The organism is Gemmobacter aquaticus, from assembly GCF_007859075.1.
Taxonomy (GTDB): Bacteria; Pseudomonadota; Alphaproteobacteria; order Rhodobacterales; family Rhodobacteraceae; genus Gemmobacter; species Gemmobacter aquaticus.
In genome coordinates this window covers 58,874-80,740 of sequence record NZ_VOAK01000024.1, presented here as the reverse complement: position 1 = coordinate 80,740, position 21,867 = coordinate 58,874, and the positions used below count along the sequence as shown (strand labels likewise).

Sequence of the window (21,867 nt, the reverse complement as noted above, 5' to 3'; positions counted from 1 at the left end):
CCTTCAGTATTGGATGCTGCCGCCGGCATTGTACCCAGAAAGGATTGATCATGACCTATATGAAAATGCTGTGCTCGACGGCAGCACTGGCACTGGTGACGGCCAATGTCGCGCTGGCCGAGGTGACGCCCGAGCAGGTCTGGGAAAACTGGAAGTCGCTTTCGACGGCCTATGGCCAGACGGTTACCTCGACCAGCGCCGCGCGCGAGGGCGATGTTCTGGTCGTGCGTGGGCTGAACATCACTTCCAAGAATGCGGATGCCGAGGCCACGGTCACGATCGAGCAGCTGAATTTTGCGGACAAGGGCGATGGCACTGTCGATGTGACGATGTCGGAAACCTCGAACATGGTGATGCGCACCGCTGCGGTCGAAGACGTGCCGGCAACCACGACCACGCTGGATGTTCTGACCCCCGGCTTGCTGGTCAATGCCTCGGGTACGGCCGAGGAGATGCGCTATCAGTTCACCGGCCCCACCATCACGGTGCGGCTTGCCGGAATCGATGCGCCCGACGCGCCGACCGATCTGAAGGTCGAGGGTGTGGTGTCGGGCATGTCCGGCGACTATCTGGTTTCGGGCGCGGCCGACAAGACCATCGCCAGCACCTTCAAGGCGGATGGTCTGTCAGTCGTCATTGCCGGTACCAATCCCGAGGATAGCAGCAAGATTGACGCCAAGGTCGACTTTGCGGGCCTCTCAGGCCAGTCGAACACGGCCACCCGTGGCGACATGAGTGACATGACCGCTGCGTTGAAGGCCGGGGCCGCGATCTCGGGTAGCTTTGCCTATCAAAGCGCCAGCATGGACGTGAAGGCGACAGATGCCACGGGCACCACTTCGCTGACCGGCATCAATGCGGGCGGTGATCTGAACTTCGCGATGGATGCGATGCGTCTGGCCTATGGCGGCACTGCGCGTGAGGCCAGCATGACCGCGAGCGGCCCGCAGATCCCCTTCCCGCAGCTGAATCTGGCCTACAAGGAAGGTGCATTCAACCTTGTGATGCCGGTGTCCAAATCCGACACGCCGGCAGACTTCGGCCTGCTTCTGAAGCTCGTTGACCTGACCGTGTCCAACGAGGTGTGGGATATGCTCGATCCGGGCAAGCAACTGCCGCGCGATCCGGTCTCGGTGGTGCTCGATGCCTCGGGCAAGGCCAAGCTTCTGGTTGATCTGATGGACGAGACGGCGATGACCAACATGGTCGGCACCCCGGGTGAATTGCATGCGCTGACGCTGAACGCCCTGCAAGTGAAGGCCGCAGGGGCCGAGATCACCGGCGATGGCGCGCTGACCTTTGACAACACCGACCTGACCACCTTCAGCGGTGTTCCCGCGCCGACCGGCAACGTGAACCTGAAAGCGGTGGGCCTGAACGGGTTGCTCGACAAGCTGATGGCGATGGGTCTCATTCCGGAAGATCAGATGATGGGCGCGCGGATGATGCTGGGCATGTTCGCCAAGATGGTCGAGGGTGAGCCCGACACCATGACCTCGGCGGTGGAGTTCAAGGACAAGCACCTGTTCGTGAACGGCATGCAGCTGCAATAATCCTGCCCCCTGGCAAGGAACAGGCCGCCCCACGGGGCGGCCTTTCGCATTGGCGCGCGCCATGAGGCTTGCGTATCGTGGGGATGCGACTTAGCTCACGTTCCGCATCAGGCCCGCTTCAGGAAGGACAAACCATGACCGATCTTGCCCGAATGACCGAGGCCCTGCTGGATGCCGCCTTGAAGGCCGGGGCCGAAGCCGCCGATGCGCTTGCAGTGGCAGGCACGTCGCTTGCCATCGACATCCGGCAAGGCAAGCTTGAACAGGCCGAACGCGCCGAGGCGACCGAGCTTGGCCTGCGTGTGCTGATCGGCGGGCGGCAGGCTTGTGTCTCTGTCTCGGACACATCGGCCCGCACGATTGCCGAGGTGGCCGAACGGGCCGTTGCAATGGCCCGCGAAGCTCCGATTGATCCCTTTGCCGGACTGGCGGATTCCGGCCAGATTGCGCGCGGATGGGATCTGGCCGCACTTGAGCTTTGCGATCCGGGCGCCGAGCCAACCGCCGCCGCTCTGGAAGAGGCCGCCCGCGCGGTTGAGGCGGCTGCACTGTCCCGGCCCGGCATCCGGCAGGTCGAGGCGTCAGCCGGTTATGCGCGCCGCCTGATGCATCTGGCCGCGACCAATGGTTTCGCTGGTGGCTATGAGCGCAGCTCGCTGTCGCATTCCGCCGTAGCCTTCACCGGTGAGGGCACCGCGATGGAGCGTGACTATGCGGGCGAGTCGCGCATCCATGCCGCCGACATGCCCTCGGCCGAAAGCATCGGCCAGCTGGCGGCGGACCGCGCGCTGGCGCGGGTGGGCGCACGCAAGCCAAAGACCGGCAGCTATCCGGTGCTTTTTGACGAACGCATCGCGCAAAGCCTGATCGGTCATCTGCTGTCGGCCATCAACGGCGCCTCGATCGCGCGCGGATCAAGCTGGCTGCGTGACGCGCTTGGGGAACAGGTGTTGCCCAAAGGCTTTTCGCTGATCGAGGACCCGCATCGCCCGCGCATCTCTGGTTCGCGCCCCTTTGATGCCGAGGGCTTGCCAACGCAGCGCCGGGCCATCGTCGAGAACGGTATCCTGACCGGCTGGACGCTGGACCTTGCCACGGGGCGCAAGCTTGGCATGCCCTCGACTGCGAATGCCGCGCGCGGCACAACCTCGCCGCCATCGCCCGCCACGTCGAACATCGACCTGACGCCCGGCACAGCGACCCGCAAGCAGTTGATCGGACAGATGGGCACGGGTCTCCTGGTCACCTCGCTGATCGGCTCGACCATCAACCCGACCACGGGCGACTATTCGCGTGGCGCCTCGGGCTTCTGGGTCGAAGATGGCGAGATCACCCATCCGGTGAACGAATGCACCATCGCGGGAAATCTGCGCGCCATGCTGGGATCGCTGATCGCCGCCAACGACGCGCGCGCCCATCTGTCGACCCGCGTGCCGAGCCTTCTGGTGGAAGGGATGATGCTTGCCGGAAGCTGACCTCGCCCTGATCACCGAGGCGGCGCGCGGCGCAGGCCAGATTGCCCTGCGCTACTGGCGGCAGGCGCCGAAGGCATGGGAGAAACCCGGCCTTGGTCCGGTGACCGAGGCCGATCTTGCGGTGAATGACCATCTTCGCACGCTGCTGCTGGCGGCCCGGCCCGATTACGGCTGGCTCTCGGAGGAAGACACGGACAGTGCCGCGCGCCTTTCTGCCAGACGCCTGTTCGTGCTGGACCCGATCGACGGCACCCGTGCTTTCATGGCGGGCGAAGAGACGTTCGCGGTGTCGCTGGCGGTCGTCGAAGCGGGGCGGGCAGTGGCGGGTGCTGTCTACCTTCCAGCGCTGGATCGTCTCTATACGGCGGCGCACAACGGTCCCGCGCTCTTTAACGGAGTGCCGATCAGATGCAGCACTCAGCCGGGGATCGATGGCGCGCGGCTTCTGACGACCGCAGCCGCGCTTGCGCCCGAACATTGGCCCGGCGGGGTCCCCGACCTGAAGCGCAGCTTTCGCGCCTCGCTGGCCTATCGACTGTGCCTTGTGGCCGAAGGGCGCCATGACGGCATGTTGACGCTGCGCCCTGCCTGGGAGTGGGATATCGCGGCAGGCAGCCTGATTGCGGAACGCGCGGGTGCCCAGGTGACGGACCGCCACGGAACTGCGCTGCGGTTCAACCTGGCCCATCCGCAGGCCGAGGGCGTGCTCGCCGCCGCACCGGGCCTGCATGCGGCGCTGATGTCGCGCCTGATCGCGAAATGAAAAGGGCGGCCTTGCGGCCGCCCCGCTGGGTCAATGCGCGGGCAATCAGATCGCGGTCTTGATCCAGTTTTCCAGCGCAGCCTTGGGGGCGGCGCCCACCTTGTTCGACACCACCTGCCCGTCCTTGAACAGGAACAGTGCCGGGATGCCGCGCACGCCCAGAACGGCCGGGCTGTCGGGGTTTTCGTCTACGTTTACTTTCACGATCTTGACCTGACCTGCATATTGCGCGGCCAGTTCTTCCAGGGCCGGGCCGATCTGGCGGCACGGGCCGCACCACTCGGCCCAGAAGTCAACCACGACCGGGATCGGCGACTGGCGGACTTCAGTGTCAAAGGTGGCATCGGTGACGGCAACGGTTGCGGCGCCCATGATCATTCTCCAAGGGAATCTGTCAGGCAGTGAACGTAGGGATGCGACCGGCCCGCGTCAAGCAGTTGCGGCCAACGCATAGCGGACCCCAGCATATCGCATCACTCGGCGGCACCGATCATGGTCGGGGTCTCGGGCGCCAGTTCCTCGAAATCGAAATTGTCCAGCCGCCGCGCGCGTTTGCCTGCCTTCTCGGCGCTGATGCGGATCTCGTCCAGATCGCGCGCGGCCAGTCCGAAATGCCGGTCGAGGTTCGATACGCGGTCGCCAAGCCGTTCGACATCCTTGTAAAGTTCGGCAAGCTCCTTGCGGATCGCCCCGGCCTGCTCCCGCATCCGGGCGTCTTTCAGCACGGCCCGCATGGTATTGAGCACCGCCATGCAGGTGGTGGGCGATACGATCCAGACCTTGGCGGAAAATCCCTCGCGCACCAGATCGGGGAAGTTGGCGTGCAGCTCGGCATAGACCGCCTCTGAGGGCAGAAACATCAGCGCCCCGTCGGCGGTCTCGCCTTCCAGAATATACCGTTCGGCAATGGCGCGGATATGGCCGCGCACCGACTGGCGCAGCAGGCGCGCAGCCATATCGAGGTCGGGCTGGGTTTGCGCCCGGCGCAGTGCCTCATATGCCTCAAGCGGGAACTTGGAATCGACGACGATAGGCCCCGGCGGGTTCGGCAGGTGGATCAGGCAATCCGCCCGCCGCCCGTTCGAGAGCGTGGCCTGCATCGTGTAACTGTCAGACGGCAGGGCCTTTAGCACAATGTCATGCAGTTGGATCTCGCCAAAGGCGCCGCGTGTCTGCTTGTTCGACAGGATATCCTGCAACGACAGCACATTGCCCGAGAGTTTCTCGATGTTGGCCTGTGCGCGGTCGATGGTTTCCAGCCGCTGGTGCAGATCGCCAAGGGATCGCGCGGTGCGCAGGGCTGAACCTTGCAGGCTTTCGCCCATCTGTCGCTGAACCTCGGCCAGCCGCTGTTCCATCACCTGTAGCATTGCGGTCTGGGAGTGGGCCTGCGCCTCGGACACATGATGCAGACCACCGGCGAGCCGCTCTTGCCCATCGGCCAATGCCTGCACCCGCTGGCCAAGCCAGCCCATCTCTTGCGCAAGCGGCAATGCAGCTCGACCTGCCGCGCGCAGGATCATCACAAGCAGAAGCAGGATCAACGCGATGACGCCAGCGACGGCCAGCACCGCAGGGTCATTCCACGCAAGGTCCAGGCTGCCGATCCGGATCATCGCCGACCGAAAAGCCGCTCGATGTCGGCAAGGCTCAGCTCGACATAGGTGGGACGGCCGTGGTTGCACTGGCCCGACAGCGGCGTGGCCTCCATCTCGCGCAGCAATGCGTTCATTTCCTCCGCGCGCATCTGCCGGCCAGACCGGACCGAGCCATGACAGGCCATCCGGCTGAGAACCGCGTCGATGCGCCCGCGCAGCCGGTCAGAGGCGCCCAGATCTGCCAGATCGTCAACGATGTCGCGGATCAGCGCGCCCGCGTCGATCTGGCCCAGCACGGCAGGCACCTCTCGCACGGCAATGGCGCCGCCGCCGAATGGCTCGATCACCAGACCAAGCCCGGCCAGATCGTCGGCAAGGTCCAGAAGGCGCGCGGCATCGGGTGGAGAAAGCTCGACAATATCAGGGATCAGCAGGGCCTGTGCGGCGATGCCAGACCCTGCGGCCTGCGCCTTCAGACGCTCATAGACCAGACGTTCGTGCGCGGCATGCTGATCGACAAGGACAATGCCCTTGGCGGTTTGCGCGATGATGTAATTCTCATGCACCTGTGCGCGGGCCGCGCCCAACGGGCGGTCTGTCAGATCGGGTGCAGGTTCGGCAACCGCCTCGACCCGCACTGACGGGGCCTCGGCAAAGCCGAAATCCGGGGCAGGGGCCTGCAGGGCGTATGCGCGGGCAAAGCTTGCCTGCGAGGGGCGGTCCATCTGATAGACACGCGGCTGGAGCGGCGCAGGTTCGGCACGGGTGGGTTCGGCACGGGTGGGTACTGGGCGAAACGCCTCCAGCGTCTCGGACGCAACGGTGGTCGAGGCGCGGTGACCCGCGCCTGTGATTGCCAGCCGCAGCCCCGAAACGATCAGCCCGCGCACGAGTGCCGGTTCGCGGAAGCGGACCTCGGCCTTGGCCGGGTGGACGTTGACGTCTACGCGTTCGGGATCGCACTGGATGTTCAGCACCGCCGCAGGGTGCCGGTCGCGCGACAGCACATCCATATAGGCTGCGCGCAGGGCACCAAACAGTTGCTTGTCGAGCACCGGGCGGCCATTGACGAACAGAAACTGCGCCACACTTGACCCACGCGAGTAGGTGGGCAGGGCGGCGTAGCCGACCAGCCGCAGCCCGTCGCGGTCAAGGTCGATGCGCAGCGCATTGTCGGTGAAGTCGGCGCCGATCACACGCGACAATCGCCCGTGCAACGCGTCGAAAAAGTCGCCATTCTCGGGGTCAGCCCGAAAGACCACGCGCCCGTCGCCACCCCCCGAGACATCCCGCAGGGTGAAGCCCACATGCGGCTCTGCCAGTGCCAGACGCTTGACCACATCGGCGATCGCGCCCATCTCGACCCGGTCAGAGCGCATGAATTTAAGCCGCGCGGGCGTCGCGAAGAACAGATCGCGCAGCTCCACCACAGTGCCCCGGTTCAGCGCCGCGGGCCGAAGCGCGCCCATGCGCCCGCCCTCGACCGACAGACTGACCCCGTCATGCCCCTCGGCGCGCGAGGTGATGGTGAGCCGCCCCACCGCGCCCAGACTGGGCAGCGCCTCGCCCCGAAAACCGAAGCTGCGGATGTTGAGAAGGTCAGACCCGTCGATCTTGGATGTGGCATGGCGGGATAGGGCCAGCGGCAGGTCATCGCCGGTCATGCCGCAGCCATCATCGGTCACACGGATCAGCGTCTTGCCGCCGTCAGCATAATCAACCGTGATGCGCCGCGCCCCGGCATCGAGTGCATTCTCCACCAACTCCTTCACGGCAGAGGCAGGGCGTTCCACCACCTCGCCCGCAGCGATGCGGTTGATGGCGGTTTCATCCAGTTGGCGGATGACCGGGCGCTTGATCTTGGGGGTGTCCAGTATCATACCCCCAGAACTAGCATGGCCGCAGCGATTCCGCCACGGAAATTGGGGGATAACGTGAACGCTATCCCCCGATCCAATCAGGGGGCCAACCCTTCGGGCTGACCGACGACGACGATACGAAGCTGATCGGGCTGGATCAGCCGCGCGGCCACGCGCTTGACGTCGTCCAGCGTCACGGCCTCGACCTTGGCATTGCGGGTGGCAATGTAATCGAGCGGCAGGCCAACCATCTGCATGCCCACCAGAAGGTTGGCGATGGGGGCATTGCCATCAAAGCGCAGTGGATAGGCACCGGTCAGGAAGGTCTTGGTCTTGTTGAGTTCTGCCTCGGTCACGCCCTGCACCATCCTTGCCCATTCGGCCTTGAGGATATCCACCGCCTCGGCCGCGGTGCGGTTGTCGGTAGCGAACTGACCGGCCAGCAGATCGGCCTGATCATAGTCGGCAAGCCATGTGTAGGCGCCATAGGTCAGACCACGCTTTTCGCGCAATTCGGTCATCAGGCGCGAGCCGAAGCCTTCGCCCCCCAGAACCTCGTTCAGGACATAGGCGGCGAAGTAGTCGGGATCGTTGCGGTCGATCCCCGCCTGGCCAAACATCACCACCGCCTGCGGCGTCGGAAAATCGACCACGGTGACGCCAGCCGAAAGCCCGACGGTGGCCGGACCCGGAAGTGGGGCACCCGTCTCAGGCAGGCCGCCCAGAACGTGATCAAGCAGCGCGCCCAGATCCTCGGCGGTGATATCGCCGACAGCCGCCACATAGATGCGGTCACGGGCGAGGGCCATCCGATGCGCGGCAACGATGTCATCCCGGGTCAGAGAGGTCACGCTTGCAACCGTGCCGTCGCCCGAGGTGCCATAGGGGTGATCGCCAAAGGCGAGCGCGTTGAAGCTCTGCCCGGCAATCTCGCCGGGGTCCTTTTCTGCCGCGCGCAGGTTCGACAGCACCTGACCGCGCACGCGTTCCACGGCATCGGCGTCAAAGCGGGGCTGGGTCAGGGCAAGCCGCAAAAGCTCGGCCGCCTGCGACCGATTTTCGGTCAGCATCCGCGCCGAAACCGAGACCGTATCGACAGAGGCACCGAAGCGTAGCTCGGCAGCCAGACCATCGCGCGTCTCTGCAAACTTCTGGGCGTTCATGTCGGCCGCGCCTTCCTCGATCAGCGCGGTCATCAGGTTCACGGCGCCGCGTTTGTCGGGCGCATCAAGGGCGGTACCGCCGCGAAAGCGGATCTCCAGCGCAGTGAAGGGGATCGAGTGTTCCTCGACCAGCCAGGCCTTGATCCCGCCGGGCGAGATCACCTCTACCGGCTTGATTTCGGCCAGAGCGGGCGAGGCCAGAAGGAAGAACAGCGTGACAAACCGCTTGATCATTGGGCGCCCTCCTCGGTCAGAAGCCAGCCGGTGACGGCATTGCGGCGATCGAGCACCTTGCGGGCAGCCTCGATCACGTCATCGGGCGTGACCGATTGCAGAACGGCGGGCCAGTCCTCGATATCCTTGAGTGTAAGGCCCGTGGCCAAAGCCTCGCCATAGCGGCGGGCGAGGCCCTCGACATCGTCGCGGGCATAGATTTCCGCCGCGCGGAGCTGCGTCTTGATACGTTCAAAGGCGACCGGATCAGGGCCAGCGGCCAGAAAATCGGCAATGATCTTGTCCATTGCAGCCTCGGCCTCCTCGGGCTTTACGCCGGGCAGGGGCATCAGGCCAAGACCAAAGGTCCCGCTATCCAGCGCCGTGCCATCATAGAAGGCATAGGAATAGACCGCCTTGGGGTCATCAAACTGCAACCCGCGGGCGAACAGGCTGGTGGTGCCCGACCCGCCCAGAAGCTCCGCCAGATAGAGCAGCGCAGCGGCCTCTTTCTGGTTGCCGCTTTCGCGGTTGGGGGCAAGGTAGGTCCGCATCATATAGGGCTCTGACACGCGCGGGTCCGACATCGAAAGGCGGCGTTCGGCCAGTTGCGGCGGCTCGGACGGGCGGGCGCGCGGTGGCAGGTCAACCGTCGGCTCAAGCGGGCCATAGTGCTTTTCGGCCATGGCGCGTACCGCCTCGGGCTCTACATCGCCTGCCACGATCAGGATCGCGTTGTTTGGCGCATAATAGGTGCGGTAAAACGCCTCGGCATCGGCGCGATCCAGCGCCTCGATCTCGTGCCGCCAGCCGATGACCGGGATTCCGTAGGGGTGATTGAGGAACTGCGCGGCGCGGGCCTGTTCGGAAAACAGGCTGCCCGGGTCGCTGTCGACGCGCTGGTTGCGCTCTTCCAGAATGACGTTCCGTTCGGTTGCCACAGCCTCGTCCGTCAGCTGAAGGTCGCGCATCCGCTCGGCCTCAAGCTGCATCATCAGATCCAGCCGGTCGGCCGCGACACGTTCATAATAGGCGGTGTAATCCCAGCTGGTGAAGGCATTGTCATTGCCGCCCTGCGCCTTGACGGTGGCCGAAAACTCGCCCGGCGCCAGATCGTCGGTCGCCTTGAACATCAGATGCTCGAAGAAATGCGCGATGCCCGAATGGCCCGGAGGTTCGTCCGCAGCGCCGATCCGGTACCACAGCATCTGCACCGCAACAGGGGCGCGGTGATCCTCGATCACCACGACCTGAAGGCCGTTCTCCAGCGTGAAATCCGTCACCTCGGCCGCCAGCGCCACGGGGGCGCAAGCCACCCAGAAGGCCACGCCGGTCAATAGCTTGCGCATCAGAAGCCTCCGTTTGTGCTGCGCCATAGCTACGCGAATGCGGGCGACGGTCAAGCGGGGCTGACGGCAAGTTTACTCGGATTGGGGTGGGGGTGCCGAAGGCGTGAGCAGGCCTTGGGCGCGCCAGCGCTCAAGCTCGGCGTGCTGGTCAAGCGACATCGGCTCGTAGGCGTCGAAATAGACGTTCACGTTGAACACGCGCTCCAGCAGCCGTCCGTCATTCTTGCGGCGATACTCAAGATCCTCGGCCGCGAGGGTCCCGCGGATGCCGGATTCGACACCACCACGGGCGGCATAGGCGACCAGTGCGGTATCGTTGGTGCCGGCACCCGGGCGACCGCCCATGGCGACGATGGCATCAGCCTCGGGCGTGGGGTCGGTGATATTGGTCCCGCCCGGCGTCGGCGTTGGCAGCGAGGCCAGACTTTTCGGCATCTGCAAGGGTTTGGGCGGCAGAATCGCAAACTCGTCCGGCCCGTCCGAGGGGGAGCGCAGGTTCATCAACTGCGGATCTTCGGACCCGCCGCAGGCCGAAAGGGCCAGCATCAGCGTTGCCGCCAGAACTCCGCCTTTTGCTGCCTGCATTCCGTCACTCTCCATCCAGACCACCCCGTCTTTAGCGCAAAGCCAAGGCGAGGTCACGGGGTCTTTCGGCGCGATGAGCGACGTTTGTCCTTGCCCCCGTCCTTCGAAGCCCCGTCCTGCGGCCCGGCAAACAGCACGATGCCCAGGGCGCCCGCGAAGATGGCGATATCGGCCACATTGAACGCGTAGGGGTTCTCAAATCCGCAGCAGGACATGTTCAGGAAGTCGGCCACCGCGCCATAAGCGACGCGATCGACCACATTGCCAAGCGCGCCACCGATCAGAACCCCGGCCGAAAGGCGCAGCCATTTTCCATGCTTGCCGCGCGCGACCCAGACCCAGACCCATCCGACGATCAGCAACGAAAGAACCACAAGCCCCCAGCGGACCAGTTCGGTTCCGCTGGCAAATAGGCCGAAGTTCACTCCCTGATTCCACGCCATGCGGAAGTTCAGAAGGGGCGGCAGCACGTCGATCTCGCCGCGGCTCTTCAGATCCAGTCCGAAGACAACGGCGACCTTGGTGATCTGGTCCAGCACGAAGATCGCGGCCGCCGTCAGGGCCACGGGGCGCATACCTTTGAACACGGACGCGGCCATGGCGTGTCAGTGCCGGAAGTGGCGCATGCCGGTAAACACCATGGCAAGGCCACGTTCATCGGCTGCGGCGATCACCTCGTCATCGCGCATCGATCCGCCGGGCTGAATGATTGCGGTCGCACCGGCCTCGGCCGCGGTGATCAGACCGTCGGCAAAGGGGAAGAAGGCGTCAGACGCCACGACCGAGCCCTTCGTCAGCGGGGCGGCAAGGCCAAGCGCCTCGGCCATGTCGAGGCTCTTGCGTGCGGCGATTCGGGTGCTGTCCACGCGGCTCATCTGGCCTGCGCCGACGCCGACGGTCGCCCCGTCCTTCACATAGATGATGGCGTTCGACTTCACATGCTTGGCCACGGTCCAGGCAAACAGCAGGTCGCGCAGTTCGGCATCGGTCGGCGCGCGCTTGGTCACAACCTTCAGATCGTCAAGCGCCAGCGCACCGTTGTCGCGGTCTTGCACCAGGAACCCGCCCGCAACCTGTTTCCAGGCCAGCCCCTTTGCCTTGGGGTCGGGCAGACGGTCGGTGGTCAGAAGGCGCAGGTTCTTCTTGGCGGCAAAGATCGCGCGGGCCTCGGCCGAAGCGCCGGGGGCGATAACCACCTCGGTGAAGATCCCGGTGATTTCGCGTGCGGTCGCCTCATCCAGCGGCTGGTTCAGTGCGATGATCCCGCCAAAGGCCGATGTGCGGTCGCAGTCAAAGGCGCGGGCATAGGCCTCGGCCATGGTGGCGCCACGGGCGACGCCGCAGGGGTTGGCATGTTTGATGATCGCGCAGGCCGGTCCCTGTTCGGGGTTGAATTCGGCCACCAGTTCGAACGCGGCGTCAGTGTCGTTGATGTTGTTGTAGGACAGCTCTTTCCCCTGCCACTGCTGGGCTGTGGCGACGCCGGGGCGTTGCGTGCCGTCAGTGTAGAAGGCGGCCTTCTGATGCGGGTTTTCGCCGTAGCGCAGGGTTTGGGCCAGCTGGCCCGCAAAGGCCCGGCGACGCGGAGCCTCAACCTTCAGCGCGCCTGCCATCCAGGCCGAGACGGCCGCGTCATAGGCCGCGGTCCGGCTATAGGCGGTCAGCGCCAGTTTCTGCCGGAAGGCATAGGTGGTCGCACCGCCATTGGCCTTCAGCTCGGTCAGAAGCTGCTCATAATCCTGCGGGTCGGTCACGACGTTGACGAACTTGTGGTTCTTGGCCGCCGCCCGGATCATCGCGGGGCCGCCGATGTCGATGTTTTCGATGCAGTCGGCGTAAGAGGCGCCGCGCGCCACGGTCTGTTCGAACGGATAGAGGTTCACGACCAGCAGGTCGATCGGCTCGATCCCATGGGCGGCCATGGCGGCCAGATGCTCGGCATCATCGCGCAGGGCCAGCAGCCCGCCATGCACCATCGGGTTCAGCGTCTTGACGCGGCCGTCCATCATCTCGGGAAACCCCGTCACCTCGGAGACGTCACGCACCTTCAGGCCCGCGGTCCGCAGCGTGGCGGCGGTGCCGCCGGTCGAGATCAGCTCGATCCCCTGCGCATAAAGGGCTCGGGCAAGGTCGAGAAGGCCTGTCTTGTCAGAAACCGAAATCAGCGCGCGCCCGACATGGACGAGGTTCACGGGGGCAGAAGGGGCGGCGGTGTGCATGGATCACTCCTGATCAGGGGCGGAACGGCGGCTAACCCCGGTCGGTTTCAGGCCGGTCAAGGTCGCGGATGGCCAGCGGAGTATCCTGAGCCTTCGCCAAGGTCCAGCCGATACGGGCCTCCAATTCCTGCAAATGTGCGGTGAGAAGGATCTGTTTTGTCGCACGCGGCAGCAATCTGCCCTTTTCCAGGTAGACCGAGGGCTCCAGCGAGAGCCTTGCCTGACCATCATGCCGGAACACCCACAACTCACCCGAGCGTAGCGCGATCGAGACTGCGGCGCCGCCCATGTCCAGCGCGGCATCGGCATCGGGATGCAGGTGGAAGCGGATCGAAAAGCCAGGGTCGCCAGTGCGCTTTCGCAGGGCGGCAAGGCGCGCGCGGTCCGCAGAGCCTTCCGCCACCAGCATATCCACCCCGGCCAGATGGCGTCCGTCGGGCGACAGCGACAGGTCGCGCAGATGCACCAGCCCATGTGTGCTCCGCCAGCCGTCATGCCCGGCGAGGATCTGATGGCCTTCGGCGGTGTCGCTTTGCTGCAGGGTGGTGATCGTGGCGCGGTCGGTCAGGACTTCGCGCCCGTCACCGGCAAAGCGCGACGAAGAAATGCCGTCGATGCTCAGCGTCGAGTGGCTTTGGGTCGCGCGGCTGGCGCGGTGCCAGTCGGCGCCAAAGGGCGCGCCCGAGCCGCAGCCCACGACCATCGGTCGCCGCCCCGAGGTCAGCTCGAATGCAAGGGTCGAGGCATGGGCCGAGGCGCCTGCCATCCCCTCTGGCGGGGCGGCGGCGTCCACGATCACTGTGGTCCGGCCGCCGGCGAGCCGCGCAAACCCCATCGCAACCCCGTGCCGGGTTATGGCCTTGCCACCTGCGCTGGCCAGCGCGTGATCGAGCCTGCCCTCCAGCCCGCGCCCGCCACCATGAAACCGCGCAAGCCCGCCATCGGCATGGCGCAGGCAGCGGAGGGTGGGCGCAATCCGCTCGATCGCCGCCAGATGGGCAGTGGGGACCACATGGCCCGCATCAGTCAGCGCCTGCGCGGCCCATGTGAGCAGAGTGAACACTTCCAGCAATTCTTCGGGGTTGCGGGTCGGGATACCACCTTCGCTGTCAACCTCGCGCGCACACTCGCGGGCAAGTGCCGCCGCAGCGGGGTCGACCTGCCCCTCCATTCCCACAAGCGCAAGGCCCGCGTAGATGAGGCCGGTCAGCGCCTCGAACCGGGGCAGTCCGGGGGCAGCGGCTTGCCAGCGGTCAACCAGAAACACCGTCTGCTGGGATAGCGCCCGGTAGTAGACCAGCGACTGTTCGCGGTCCTTTCCGGCCAGCAGCAGAACGGCGTGGTTGATCCAGCGGATCAATCGTCGTCCGGTCAGATCCGGGGTCCAGCCGGCACCATGGCCTCGGCCAAAACGCTCGATCCAGCCAAAGGTCCATTCCTGCGCGCGCCGGCGTGCTGTGGCATCACCGACGGCCGCGAGATCATCCAGCCATGCGAATCCCTGCAATTCGGCCTCGAAGGCGGGGGACGGGGTCGGGACATCCCAGATCAGGGTGCCCGGCGCTTCGACCAGGTGGCCCGCGAAGAGGAAGTTTCCGGCGACGAGCTGTTTTCCGCGCCCATAAAGGCCAATCGTGCGCGGTTCAGGCTGCGAGACGAATCCGGTGGCCGGGGCCAGACGTGCGGCACGACGTGCGGCGCGACGGTTCATCGCCTGCACCCAAGCCTCTGCCCACCATGCGCCGTGCGCCATGCCTGCCATGAGTTCCGCCGATTGCCTGTCTGCCCGTTCCGGGTCGCCTTGGACGTGTACCATAGCCGCAGCGCCGGAGCCTGTCACCGCAAAAGCCGGTGTACAGACCGATCCGGTCTGGACGCTGGCGGGACTTCGCGGCAGGGTCGCCTCAACAGGAGGCCACATGAAACCCGCCGTGATCTTTGACCTCGATGGCACGCTGATCGACAGCGCGCCCGATATCCACGCCAGCGCGAATCGTGCGTTTGCGCCGCTTGGGCAGAGCTTTAGTCGCGCAGAGGTGCAGGGCTTTGTCGGCCGGGGCGCACCGAACCTGATCTCGCGCCTTGCGCAGTCGCGTGGCCTGCCGGGTACCGGTGCGGCATTTGACGATCTGCTGGCGCGGTTTCTTGAGATCTACGAACAGTCGCATGGCTTGACCGCGCTCTATCCTGGTGTGCTGACCGCGCTTGATGATCTGGCGCGAACGGGCGCGCGCCTTGGGGTCTGCACGAACAAACCGATTGGACCCACGCGGGCCGTGCTTGGGCATTTCAGGTTGGGCTGCTTTGCTGCGGTCGTGGGGGGCGACAGCCTTCCGGTCAAGAAACCCGATCCTGCGCCGCTGCTTCACGCGCTGGATTTGCTGGGCGGCGGGCCGATGATCTTTGTCGGCGACAGCGAGGTGGACGCAGAGACCGCGCAGGCCGCGCGGGTGCCCTTCCTTCTGTTCACCGAAGGTTATCGCAAGACCCCTGTCGAGGCGCTGACGCATCAGGCGGCCTTTGCCGACTTCGCCGATCTGCCCGGGCTGGTGGCGGGGATCAGCGCGACAGCCGCGCCATGAAGAAGCCGTCCATGCCGCCACGCCCGGCCCAGTGATCGGGACGCAGGCGCAGACCGCCGTCTTCGGTGATCCAGCCGGGCTCTAGCCACTCCATCGCGGGGCGCTCGACGCGCAGGCCGGGGTGGCGGGCAAGCGCCGCCGCCAGCTGTGCCTCGCCTTCTTCGGGCAAGAGCGAGCAGGTGCAATAGATCAGCCGCCCGCCGGGCTTCAGCCAGCCAAGCGCACGGTCGAGCAAGGCCGCCTGCAGCGCGGTCAGCTCTGCCAGTTCGGTTCCATCCTTGACATAGGGCAGGTCGGGATGGCGCCGGATCGTACCCGTGGCCGAGCAAGGCGCATCGAGCAGAATCGCGTCAAACGCCTCAGGCGGTGACCAGTGCAGGGCGTCGGCGACAACGATCTCGGCCGTCAGCCTGGTACGCGCAAGGTTTTCGTGCAGACGCTCAAGACGCCGCTCGTTGACATCAAGCGCCAGAACGCTTGCGCCTGCGGCGGCCAGCTGCAGCGTCTTTCCGCCCGGTGCCGCGCAAAGATCGAGCACCCGCTCGCCCGGACGTGGATCGAGCAGCGCGACGGCCATGGCGGCGGCGGCGTCCTGCACCCACCAGTTGCCTTCGGCGAAGCCTTCAAGTGCCGAAACCTGCGTCCCGGCGGGCAGGCGAAGGCTGCCACTGGGCAAGAGATCGGCTCCTTCAGGCACCGGGCGACCTGCGCGTATGGTAAGGTCAATCGGGGCGGGCTGCGCCTGAACGGACTCTATCGCAGAAACCACCTCGCGCCCGTAAGTGTCGACCAGTGGCTTGCGCAGCCAGTAGGGTAGACGCTGGGGCGGAAGCTTGGCGAAGGGGGCGGGAAGTGCTGCAACCTTGCGCAGCACAGCATTGACCAGACCTGACAGCGCCGCATGATGGCGGTCGGCGCGGACCATGCCCACGGCCTCGTTCACCACGCCATGCGCGGCCTCACCCATCGCAAGCTCGACGACCGACAGGCGCAGGACATTGAGCACCTCTGGCGGCGGAGCCTTGCGAAGCAGAGGCTTGAGCACGCGGTCGGCTTGCTCCAGATGGCGCAGGGTTTGGGCGCAAAGGCGCTGCGCGCGGGCGCGATCGGCAGGTGCCAGCCCTGACAGCATGCCGTCGGTCTGCGACAGCAGTTGCCGCCCGTCCAGCACCTCGCCCAGCAAACGCACCGCAGCCTTCCGTGCTGTTCCCGCCATTTCCGTCCAACCTTGTCCCGATACCTTGTGGGCCGTATATCATGGCAGGCATCGCTGCAAGGAACTGACCATGTCTGACGAGAAACCTGAGCTGCCGCCCGAGGCCCTGCGCGCACTGGCCGAGGCCGAAGAGCGCCGCAAGGCTGCACAGACTGCGGAGCTGCCGACCGAACTTGGCGGGCGCGAAGGGCCTGAGCCCGTTCGCTACGGTGATTGGGAAAAGAAAGGCATCGCGATCGATTTCTGATCGCTAGCGCAGGCGAAAAAGCGCTGACCTGCCAGCCCCCTGATCGACGGTAAAGCGCATGGAATCGCCGCGCGCCTCGACCAGTTGGCAGTTCCAGGGAATGGGCTTGCCGCTCCAGTCAAGCTCGCGGCAGAAGTACCCCTCTTGCCAGACCCAGCGACCGGTGACGGGCCAGCCCAAGGCCTCGCCCTTGATCTCACCGTCCGGCAAGACTTCAAGTGCGATGCGGAAGGCACCCATATGCAGGGCGCGGCCCTGCACAAGGTCCAGAAACCGGGCTTTGTCCTTGACCTGATCGAAAGGTTCGGCTGCAGCCGTGGTGGCCATCAGCGCAAGACAGGCAGCAATGCGGAACATCTGATCCCCCCGAAAACCCGTTGTGCGAATGTTACGCAAGACAGGGCCGGGCGGATCAGTTGGTCAAAGGCCCAGAACGTCGATCATGTCATATTCGCCGGGTGACTTGTTCTGCCCCCAGATCGCCGCGCGCAGTGCGCCACGTGCAAAGATGCCCCGGTCGGTCGCGACATGGCGCAGGATCACCCGCTCGCCAGCGCCAGCAAAGATCACATCATGCTCGCCCACGATGTCACCGCCACGAATCGCGGAAAAGCCGATGGCCCCATGGGCGCGGGCACCCGTTATGCCGTCGCGCCCCGACTCGCGCATTTGTGCCAACGAGACGCCACGCCCCTCGGCCGCGGCCTCACCCAGCATCAGCGCGGTGCCTGATGGCGCGTCGATCTTCTTGTTGTGATGGGCCTCGACAATTTCGACATCCCAGTCGGCGTCCAAAGCCTCGGCCACTTTCTGCGTCAGTTTGACCAGAAGATTGACGCCGAGGCTCATGTTTCCCGCCCGGACGATCACCGCGTGGCGGGCGGCGGCGGCGATCTTCGCCAGATGCTCGGCCTCCAGCCCCGTTGTGCCGATGACGTGAACGGCGCGCGCCTGTGCGGCCAGGGCCGCAAACTCGACCGTGGCTGCAGGGGCCGTGAAATCGATCACGGCCTGCGCCTTGGCAAAAGCCTCCAGCGCGTCATCCGTCACCGTCACGCCGACGTGCTGGCCGCCCAGCATCTCGCCCACGTCGCGCCCGACCCACGGGTTGCCTGTGCGTTCCACCGCACCTGCGAGGCGGCATTTGTCACTGGCAAGGACGGTACGCAGAAGCATCTGCCCCATCCGCCCTGATGCGCCCGTGATGACAATGCCCGGCAGGTTGCCCATGATCCGTCTCCTTGCTGCTACCTCGCCTTTAGCGCGGGTGGGCGCGCACGAAAAGCCTGCCGTTGCGGGGGAGGGGCAAAAGGCATAGATACGTGCCATGTCGAAAAACCGCTTCTCTTCGGGCGATGGCCCATCGCAGCGCCAGCTTCGCGTCGGCGAACTGATCCGGCGCACCCTGTCTGACGTTTTGAACCGGGCCGAGATTCACGACCCCGAGCTGAACCGCATGTCGATCACCGTGGGTGAGGTGCGCTGCTCGCCCGATCTCAAGGTGGCCACTGCCTATGTGATGCCGCTGATGGGATCGGTGCCGGTCGAGGATGCGATCGCGGCGCTTGCGCGCAACAAGGCAGAGCTGCGCCACCGTATCGGTGGGGCGCTGACGCTGAAGTACACGCCCGATCTGCGCTTTCGGCCCGACGGCACCTTCGATCAGCTTGATGAAACCCGCAGGCTCTTTTCGGACGAGCGGGTGCAGCGCGACGTGGCGCGGCGCGAAGATGAAGACGAAGCTGATACTTAAGGCGCTGGCGGCGCTGCTTTTGCTGGCGTCCCCCGTTGCTGCCGCCCCCTGTGCCGAAACGGAATTCGAAGGCGTGACCTTTACCCTGTGCGAGGTGCGCGCGGGCGAGGATCTGCGCCTGTTCCACTCCGATCCGGCGGGCGATCTGCTGGGCAGCTTTGGCGCGGTGAACGATCTTCTGTCGACCGAGGGGAAAACGCTCGCCTTCGCGATGAACGCCGGGATGTATCACCCCGACCGCCGCCCGGTGGGACTATACATCGAGCGTGGGCAGCAACTGACGCCGGTCATCACCGGCGGTTCTGCCGGGAACTTCGGGATGCTGCCCAACGGGGTGTTCTGCATCGCGGAAGATGGCTTCCACATCACCGATTCGCGCGACTTTGCCGCGAACCCGCGCCGCTGCCAGTACGCGACGCAATCCGGCCCGCTGATGGTCAAACAGGGCCAGTTGCACCCGCGCTTCATTCCAGGAGGTGACAGCCGCTACATCCGGAACGGTGTGGGGGTTTCGGCGGACGGGACGCGCGCCGTCTTTGCGATTTCCGAGGATTCGGTGAACTTCGACACCTTTGGCCGGATGTATCGCGATCATCTGGGTATGCCCGATGCGCTCTACTTTGACGGCAAGGTCTCGCGGCTCTTTTCGCCCGCGCTGGGGCGGTCCGATCTGGGGCTGCCGATGGGTCCGATCGTGGGTCTTGCCGTTCCCGCCCCCTGAGAGCGCTGCTTGACGCGCCTTGGGTGTGGGGCTAGCAGGCGGGCTTCTTCACGCAGGAGTTGGCAATGGCGCGCAGCAAGAAGGGTCGGGCAGTATCGGGCTGGGTCGTGATCGACAAGCCTGCAGGCATCACCTCGACTGCCGTTGTCAACAAGGTGAAATGGGCGTTTGGGGCGCAGAAGGCGGGTCATGCCGGCACGCTCGATCCGGCGGCAACCGGGGTTCTGGCCGTCGCACTGGGCGAGGCGACCAAGACCGTCCCCTATATCACCGACGCCTTGAAGTGCTACCGTTTCATGGTGCGCCTTGGTGCCGCGACGACCACGGACGATGCCGAAGGCGCAGTGATCGAGACGCGCGCCGAGCGGCCGAGCGATGCGCAGATCGTAGATGCTTTGCCCGCCTTTCGCGGCGAGATCATGCAGGTGCCGCCCCAATTCTCGGCTGTGAAGGTGGATGGCGAACGCGCCTATGATCTTGCGCGCGACGGCGTCGAAATGGAGCTTGCGGCCCGCGCCCTCTGGGTTGAAAGCCTTGAGGTGATCGCCCGGCCCGATGCCGACCATGTGGAACTGGAGATGGTCTGCGGCAAGGGCGGATACGTCCGGTCCATCGCGCGCGACCTGGGGCAGGCACTTGGCTGCCTCGGCCATGTTCAATGGTTGCGGCGGGTCTGGTCGGGGCCGTTTGACGCCGCAAAGGGCGCGTCACTGGACGACATCGACCGTCTGGCCCGTAGCCCCGAGATCGACGCCTTGCTGCAGCCTCTGGAACTGGGCCTTGCCGATCTGCCGCGCTGCGAGGCGACGGCCGAAGGTGCGGCGCGCCTGCGCAACGGCAACCCCGGCATGGTCATCGTGAACGGTCTGGCCTACGGCGACGAGGCCTGGGCCAGCCATCAGGGCCGCCCTGTTGCCGTTGGCATATATCGCGGGGGCGAGCTGCACCCGACCCGCGTTTTCAATCTTTGAAGCCGCGCAGGTCTTGGTCCTGATCGCGCTCGGCGGTGAGACGAATGGCCTCGGCCGTCAATGCCGCACCATTCTGCACGACGGCGAGAGGGCGGCCATCCAGCTTCAGATGCGCGGCGCCGGTGCGGGGATCGTGTTCGATAGTCAACTCTGCATCGGGATGGGCATCCGGGTCATAGACAACCTCGATCTGGTCCTGATCGGGGTCAAAGTCGGTAACGAGAGCAGCCTCGCCCGCCGCAATCCAGCCACCCAGCCTGAAGAGATCGCGACCCTCGCCCCCGTTTGCGTAGTCACCGCTGCCGGGTTCGATCACGTCATTGCCCGCGCCGCCGTTCAGGAAATCGGCTTTGTCGTCGGATTGCCCGTCGTGATGGCTGTTCAGATGATCATCCCCGAAATCGCCGTCGAGCGTGTCAGAGCCCTCGCCGCCAACCAGCCGGTCGTTGCCGAAGCCGCCATTGAGCCAGTCGTCGCCTTGCTGGCCAGTTAGCTTATCATCGCCGCTTCCGCCGAGGAGCGAGTCGTTTCCGGCCCCGCCTGACAGGGTATCTCGGCCGTTCTCGCCCGAAAGTTGATCATCGCCCGCGTTTCCCGCGATCCGGTCAGCACCGCCCTCGCCGCGCAGGTTGTCATCCCCGGTCCCGCCCGCCAGATCGTCCCGCCCGCTGCCACCCCAGAGGTGGTCGCCGCCCCGCCCGCCTGCGAGGCTGTCATTCCCCTCGCGTCCGAGGATCTGGTCCAGCCCGCCGCGTCCGTCGATTTGGTTGTCGAGCGCGTCACCGGCGAGCTTGTCATTCTCCTCGGTCCCTACAGCGTCTGGCGGGGGGGCTGCGACATCGCTGCCGACCGTTTGCAGCAGATCGCCCACCGTCGCACGCGGTGCTTGCTCATCCGGTACGGGCGCGTCATCTTCGGCATCGTCCGACGCCTCGTTGCGCGCCAGAAATGCATCGAAGAGAAACCCCGCGCCGGCGATTCCCAGAAAACCGATCAATGCGAGCATGTGCGACACCCTGACCCGACCACCCGCCGATGGGTGGTATCCGGAACAGGCTGGCCTGCCAAAGTTGACAAACGATGAACTCAGCCGCCCATGCGCGGTCAATGCAGGCTTTTCTTTTTGGACAGTTTGCAGTATCCGCCCACATCCGAGCAAATTCCGTGCGAATCTGCCGGTGCAAGGGCCCTGCTGGACGACATCCCGGCTTGTGCCGTCACCTTCAACCCTGAAAAGGAGATCCCGATGTCGATCACCGTGGAAGAAAAAGCCCGTCTGATCAAGGAATACGCGACCAAGGAAGGCGACACCGGTTCGCCCGAAGTTCAGGTTGCGATCCTCAGCTCGCGCATCGCGACGCTGACCGAGCACTTCAAAACCCACAAGAAGGACAACCACTCGCGTCGTGGCCTTCTGATGCTGGTGGCTCAGCGCCGCAAGCTGCTGGACTACCTGAAGGGCAAGGATGAAGGCCGTTATGCGTCGCTGATCGCCCGCTTGGGCCTGCGCCGCTAAGCCTTTCAACAGGTTTGCAAGAGCGCCCGTGCCGAAAGGCGCGGGCGTTTCGCCATCAAGGGGTTGCTCCGCCGGGTGGCAACA

General features: G+C 65.3%; 22 protein-coding genes. 9 read left to right on the top strand and 13 right to left on the bottom strand.

The genetic code is table 11. The features are described from left to right. Positions 1 to 50 precede the first annotated feature (50 nt). The 3 genes from FQU74_RS16165 (at position 51) to FQU74_RS16155 (ending at position 3,791) form a co-directional block, all read left to right on the top strand. Positions 51 to 1,553: a DUF2125 domain-containing protein gene (locus FQU74_RS16165; RefSeq protein WP_146287517.1), complete on the top strand. Its 1,503-nt coding sequence runs from the start codon at positions 51 to 53 to the stop codon at positions 1,551 to 1,553. 134 nt (positions 1,554 to 1,687) lie between these two features. Next, positions 1,688 to 3,028: a TldD/PmbA family protein gene (locus FQU74_RS16160; RefSeq protein ID WP_146287516.1), complete on the top strand. Its 1,341-nt coding sequence runs from the start codon at positions 1,688 to 1,690 to the stop codon at positions 3,026 to 3,028. After that, positions 3,015 to 3,791, top strand: a complete 777-nt coding sequence (locus FQU74_RS16155; RefSeq protein ID WP_146287515.1) for a 3'(2'),5'-bisphosphate nucleotidase CysQ — start codon at positions 3,015 to 3,017, stop codon at positions 3,789 to 3,791. Before FQU74_RS16160 ends, FQU74_RS16155 begins: the two co-directional genes overlap by 14 nt. Positions 3,792 to 3,836: 45 nt before the next feature. Here the strand turns inward: FQU74_RS16155 and trxA are convergent, their stop codons facing one another. The 9 genes from trxA to FQU74_RS16110 form a co-directional block, all read right to left on the bottom strand. Continuing rightward, on the bottom strand, positions 3,837 to 4,163 hold the full coding sequence (gene trxA / locus FQU74_RS16150; RefSeq protein WP_146287514.1) for a thioredoxin: 327 nt from the start codon (positions 4,161 to 4,163) through the stop codon (positions 3,837 to 3,839). Positions 4,164 to 4,264: 101 nt separating this feature from the next. Further along, positions 4,265 to 5,407, bottom strand: a complete 1,143-nt coding sequence (locus FQU74_RS16145) for a DNA recombination protein RmuC (RefSeq protein ID WP_146287513.1) — start codon at positions 5,405 to 5,407, stop codon at positions 4,265 to 4,267. Further along, entirely contained in the window at positions 5,404 to 7,269 is a 1,866-nt protein-coding gene (gene mutL / locus FQU74_RS16140; RefSeq protein WP_146287512.1) for a DNA mismatch repair endonuclease MutL, read from the bottom strand. The genes FQU74_RS16145 and mutL overlap by 4 nt, the downstream gene beginning before the upstream one ends. A 77-nt stretch (positions 7,270 to 7,346) precedes the next feature. Further along, on the bottom strand, positions 7,347 to 8,645 hold the full coding sequence (locus FQU74_RS16135; protein ID WP_146287511.1) for a M16 family metallopeptidase: 1,299 nt from the start codon (positions 8,643 to 8,645) through the stop codon (positions 7,347 to 7,349). Continuing rightward, on the bottom strand, positions 8,642 to 9,973 hold the full coding sequence (locus FQU74_RS16130) for a M16 family metallopeptidase (RefSeq protein WP_146287510.1): 1,332 nt from the start codon (positions 9,971 to 9,973) through the stop codon (positions 8,642 to 8,644). Before FQU74_RS16130 ends, FQU74_RS16135 begins: the two co-directional genes overlap by 4 nt. Positions 9,974 to 10,045: 72 nt before the next feature. Beyond that, positions 10,046 to 10,558: a DUF3035 domain-containing protein gene (locus tag FQU74_RS16125; RefSeq protein ID WP_146287509.1), complete on the bottom strand. Its 513-nt coding sequence runs from the start codon at positions 10,556 to 10,558 to the stop codon at positions 10,046 to 10,048. Between the two features lie 53 nt (positions 10,559 to 10,611). Continuing rightward, complete coding sequence (gene lspA, locus FQU74_RS16120) at positions 10,612 to 11,133, bottom strand: signal peptidase II (protein ID WP_146287651.1); 522 nt, start codon at positions 11,131 to 11,133, stop codon at positions 10,612 to 10,614. 30 nt (positions 11,134 to 11,163) lie between these two features. After that, on the bottom strand, positions 11,164 to 12,777 hold the full coding sequence (gene purH / locus FQU74_RS16115) for a bifunctional phosphoribosylaminoimidazolecarboxamide formyltransferase/IMP cyclohydrolase (RefSeq protein WP_146287508.1): 1,614 nt from the start codon (positions 12,775 to 12,777) through the stop codon (positions 11,164 to 11,166). Between the two features lie 31 nt (positions 12,778 to 12,808). After that, positions 12,809 to 14,530 carry a heparinase II/III family protein gene (locus FQU74_RS16110; RefSeq protein WP_479680592.1) on the bottom strand — a complete coding sequence of 574 codons (1,722 nt, stop codon included), beginning with the start codon at positions 14,528 to 14,530 and terminating at the stop codon, positions 12,809 to 12,811. Positions 14,531 to 14,696: 166 nt separating this feature from the next. On the opposite strand from FQU74_RS16110, the gene gph reads away from it, so the two are divergent. Continuing rightward, the gene (gene gph / locus FQU74_RS16105) at positions 14,697 to 15,359 is read left to right on the top strand and encodes a phosphoglycolate phosphatase (RefSeq protein WP_146287507.1); all 663 of its coding nucleotides are present in this window, start codon (positions 14,697 to 14,699) and stop codon (positions 15,357 to 15,359) included. Here the strand turns inward: gph and FQU74_RS16100 are convergent. Further along, on the bottom strand, positions 15,337 to 16,575 hold the full coding sequence (locus tag FQU74_RS16100) for an RsmB/NOP family class I SAM-dependent RNA methyltransferase (RefSeq protein WP_146287506.1): 1,239 nt from the start codon (positions 16,573 to 16,575) through the stop codon (positions 15,337 to 15,339). The two genes, gph and FQU74_RS16100, sit on opposite strands and share 23 nt — an antisense overlap. Before the next feature lie 70 nt (positions 16,576 to 16,645). Here FQU74_RS16100 and FQU74_RS16095 point away from each other — a divergent pair, with 70 nt between their 5' ends. Next, on the top strand, positions 16,646 to 16,822 hold the full coding sequence (locus FQU74_RS16095; protein WP_146287505.1) for a DUF1674 domain-containing protein: 177 nt from the start codon (positions 16,646 to 16,648) through the stop codon (positions 16,820 to 16,822). 3 nt (positions 16,823 to 16,825) lie between these two features. On the opposite strand, the gene FQU74_RS16090 is transcribed toward FQU74_RS16095, so the two are convergent. Together FQU74_RS16090 and dapB are read right to left on the bottom strand one after the other, a co-directional pair. After that, the gene (locus FQU74_RS16090) at positions 16,826 to 17,179 is read right to left on the bottom strand and encodes a dihydrodipicolinate reductase (RefSeq protein ID WP_146287504.1); all 354 of its coding nucleotides are present in this window, start codon (positions 17,177 to 17,179) and stop codon (positions 16,826 to 16,828) included. Positions 17,180 to 17,242: 63 nt separating this feature from the next. Further along, the gene (dapB, locus tag FQU74_RS16085) at positions 17,243 to 18,052 is read right to left on the bottom strand and encodes a 4-hydroxy-tetrahydrodipicolinate reductase (RefSeq protein ID WP_146287503.1); all 810 of its coding nucleotides are present in this window, start codon (positions 18,050 to 18,052) and stop codon (positions 17,243 to 17,245) included. 97 nt (positions 18,053 to 18,149) lie between these two features. On the opposite strand from dapB, the gene rbfA reads away from it, so the two are divergent. The 3 genes from rbfA (at position 18,150) to truB (ending at position 20,267) form a co-directional block, all read left to right on the top strand. Further along, a complete protein-coding gene (gene rbfA / locus FQU74_RS16080; RefSeq protein WP_146287502.1) occupies positions 18,150 to 18,575 on the top strand; it encodes a 30S ribosome-binding factor RbfA in 426 nt (141 codons plus the stop codon). Continuing rightward, positions 18,553 to 19,296: a phosphodiester glycosidase family protein gene (locus tag FQU74_RS16075; RefSeq protein ID WP_146287501.1), complete on the top strand. Its 744-nt coding sequence runs from the start codon at positions 18,553 to 18,555 to the stop codon at positions 19,294 to 19,296. The genes rbfA and FQU74_RS16075 overlap by 23 nt, the downstream gene beginning before the upstream one ends. Before the next feature lie 65 nt (positions 19,297 to 19,361). Then, positions 19,362 to 20,267 (top strand): tRNA pseudouridine(55) synthase TruB, encoded by a 906-nt coding sequence (gene truB / locus FQU74_RS16070; protein WP_146287500.1) that lies wholly within the window; start codon positions 19,362 to 19,364, stop codon positions 20,265 to 20,267. Here the strand turns inward: truB and FQU74_RS16065 are convergent. Then, entirely contained in the window at positions 20,257 to 21,273 is a 1,017-nt protein-coding gene (locus FQU74_RS16065) for a calcium-binding protein (protein ID WP_146287499.1), read from the bottom strand. The genes truB and FQU74_RS16065 overlap by 11 nt on opposite strands. A 240-nt stretch (positions 21,274 to 21,513) precedes the next feature. Between FQU74_RS16065 and rpsO the strand changes: the two genes are divergently transcribed. Further along, positions 21,514 to 21,783 carry a 30S ribosomal protein S15 gene (gene rpsO / locus FQU74_RS16060; RefSeq protein WP_146287649.1) on the top strand — a complete coding sequence of 90 codons (270 nt, stop codon included), beginning with the start codon at positions 21,514 to 21,516 and terminating at the stop codon, positions 21,781 to 21,783. Positions 21,784 to 21,867 lie beyond the last annotated feature (84 nt).

Excerpts from the sequence above, each read along its gene's own strand:
- FQU74_RS16165 (WP_146287517.1), top strand. The coding sequence starts at position 51 with ATGACCTATATGAAAATGCTGTGCTCGACGGCAGCACTGGCACTGGTG.
- FQU74_RS16160 (WP_146287516.1), top strand. The coding sequence starts at position 1,688 with ATGACCGATCTTGCCCGAATGACCGAGGCCCTGCTGGATGCCGCCTTG.
- trxA (WP_146287514.1), bottom strand. The coding sequence starts at position 4,163 with ATGGGCGCCGCAACCGTTGCCGTCACCGATGCCACCTTTGACACTGAA.
- FQU74_RS16145 (WP_146287513.1), bottom strand. The coding sequence starts at position 5,407 with ATGATCCGGATCGGCAGCCTGGACCTTGCGTGGAATGACCCTGCGGTG.
- mutL (WP_146287512.1), bottom strand. The coding sequence starts at position 7,269 with ATGATACTGGACACCCCCAAGATCAAGCGCCCGGTCATCCGCCAACTG.
- FQU74_RS16135 (WP_146287511.1), bottom strand. The coding sequence starts at position 8,645 with ATGATCAAGCGGTTTGTCACGCTGTTCTTCCTTCTGGCCTCGCCCGCT.
- FQU74_RS16130 (WP_146287510.1), bottom strand. The coding sequence starts at position 9,973 with ATGCGCAAGCTATTGACCGGCGTGGCCTTCTGGGTGGCTTGCGCCCCC.
- FQU74_RS16125 (WP_146287509.1), bottom strand. The coding sequence starts at position 10,558 with ATGCAGGCAGCAAAAGGCGGAGTTCTGGCGGCAACGCTGATGCTGGCC.
- lspA (WP_146287651.1), bottom strand. The coding sequence starts at position 11,133 with ATGCGCCCCGTGGCCCTGACGGCGGCCGCGATCTTCGTGCTGGACCAG.
- purH (WP_146287508.1), bottom strand. The coding sequence starts at position 12,777 with ATGCACACCGCCGCCCCTTCTGCCCCCGTGAACCTCGTCCATGTCGGG.
- FQU74_RS16110 (WP_479680592.1), bottom strand. The coding sequence starts at position 14,530 with ATGGCGCACGGCGCATGGTGGGCAGAGGCTTGGGTGCAGGCGATGAAC.
- gph (WP_146287507.1), top strand. The coding sequence starts at position 14,697 with ATGAAACCCGCCGTGATCTTTGACCTCGATGGCACGCTGATCGACAGC.
- FQU74_RS16100 (WP_146287506.1), bottom strand. The coding sequence starts at position 16,575 with ATGGCGGGAACAGCACGGAAGGCTGCGGTGCGTTTGCTGGGCGAGGTG.
- FQU74_RS16095 (WP_146287505.1), top strand. The coding sequence starts at position 16,646 with ATGTCTGACGAGAAACCTGAGCTGCCGCCCGAGGCCCTGCGCGCACTG.
- FQU74_RS16090 (WP_146287504.1), bottom strand. The coding sequence starts at position 17,179 with ATGTTCCGCATTGCTGCCTGTCTTGCGCTGATGGCCACCACGGCTGCA.
- dapB (WP_146287503.1), bottom strand. The coding sequence starts at position 18,052 with ATGGGCAACCTGCCGGGCATTGTCATCACGGGCGCATCAGGGCGGATG.
- rbfA (WP_146287502.1), top strand. The coding sequence starts at position 18,150 with ATGTCGAAAAACCGCTTCTCTTCGGGCGATGGCCCATCGCAGCGCCAG.
- FQU74_RS16075 (WP_146287501.1), top strand. The coding sequence starts at position 18,553 with ATGAAGACGAAGCTGATACTTAAGGCGCTGGCGGCGCTGCTTTTGCTG.
- truB (WP_146287500.1), top strand. The coding sequence starts at position 19,362 with ATGGCGCGCAGCAAGAAGGGTCGGGCAGTATCGGGCTGGGTCGTGATC.
- FQU74_RS16065 (WP_146287499.1), bottom strand. The coding sequence starts at position 21,273 with ATGCTCGCATTGATCGGTTTTCTGGGAATCGCCGGCGCGGGGTTTCTC.
- rpsO (WP_146287649.1), top strand. The coding sequence starts at position 21,514 with ATGTCGATCACCGTGGAAGAAAAAGCCCGTCTGATCAAGGAATACGCG.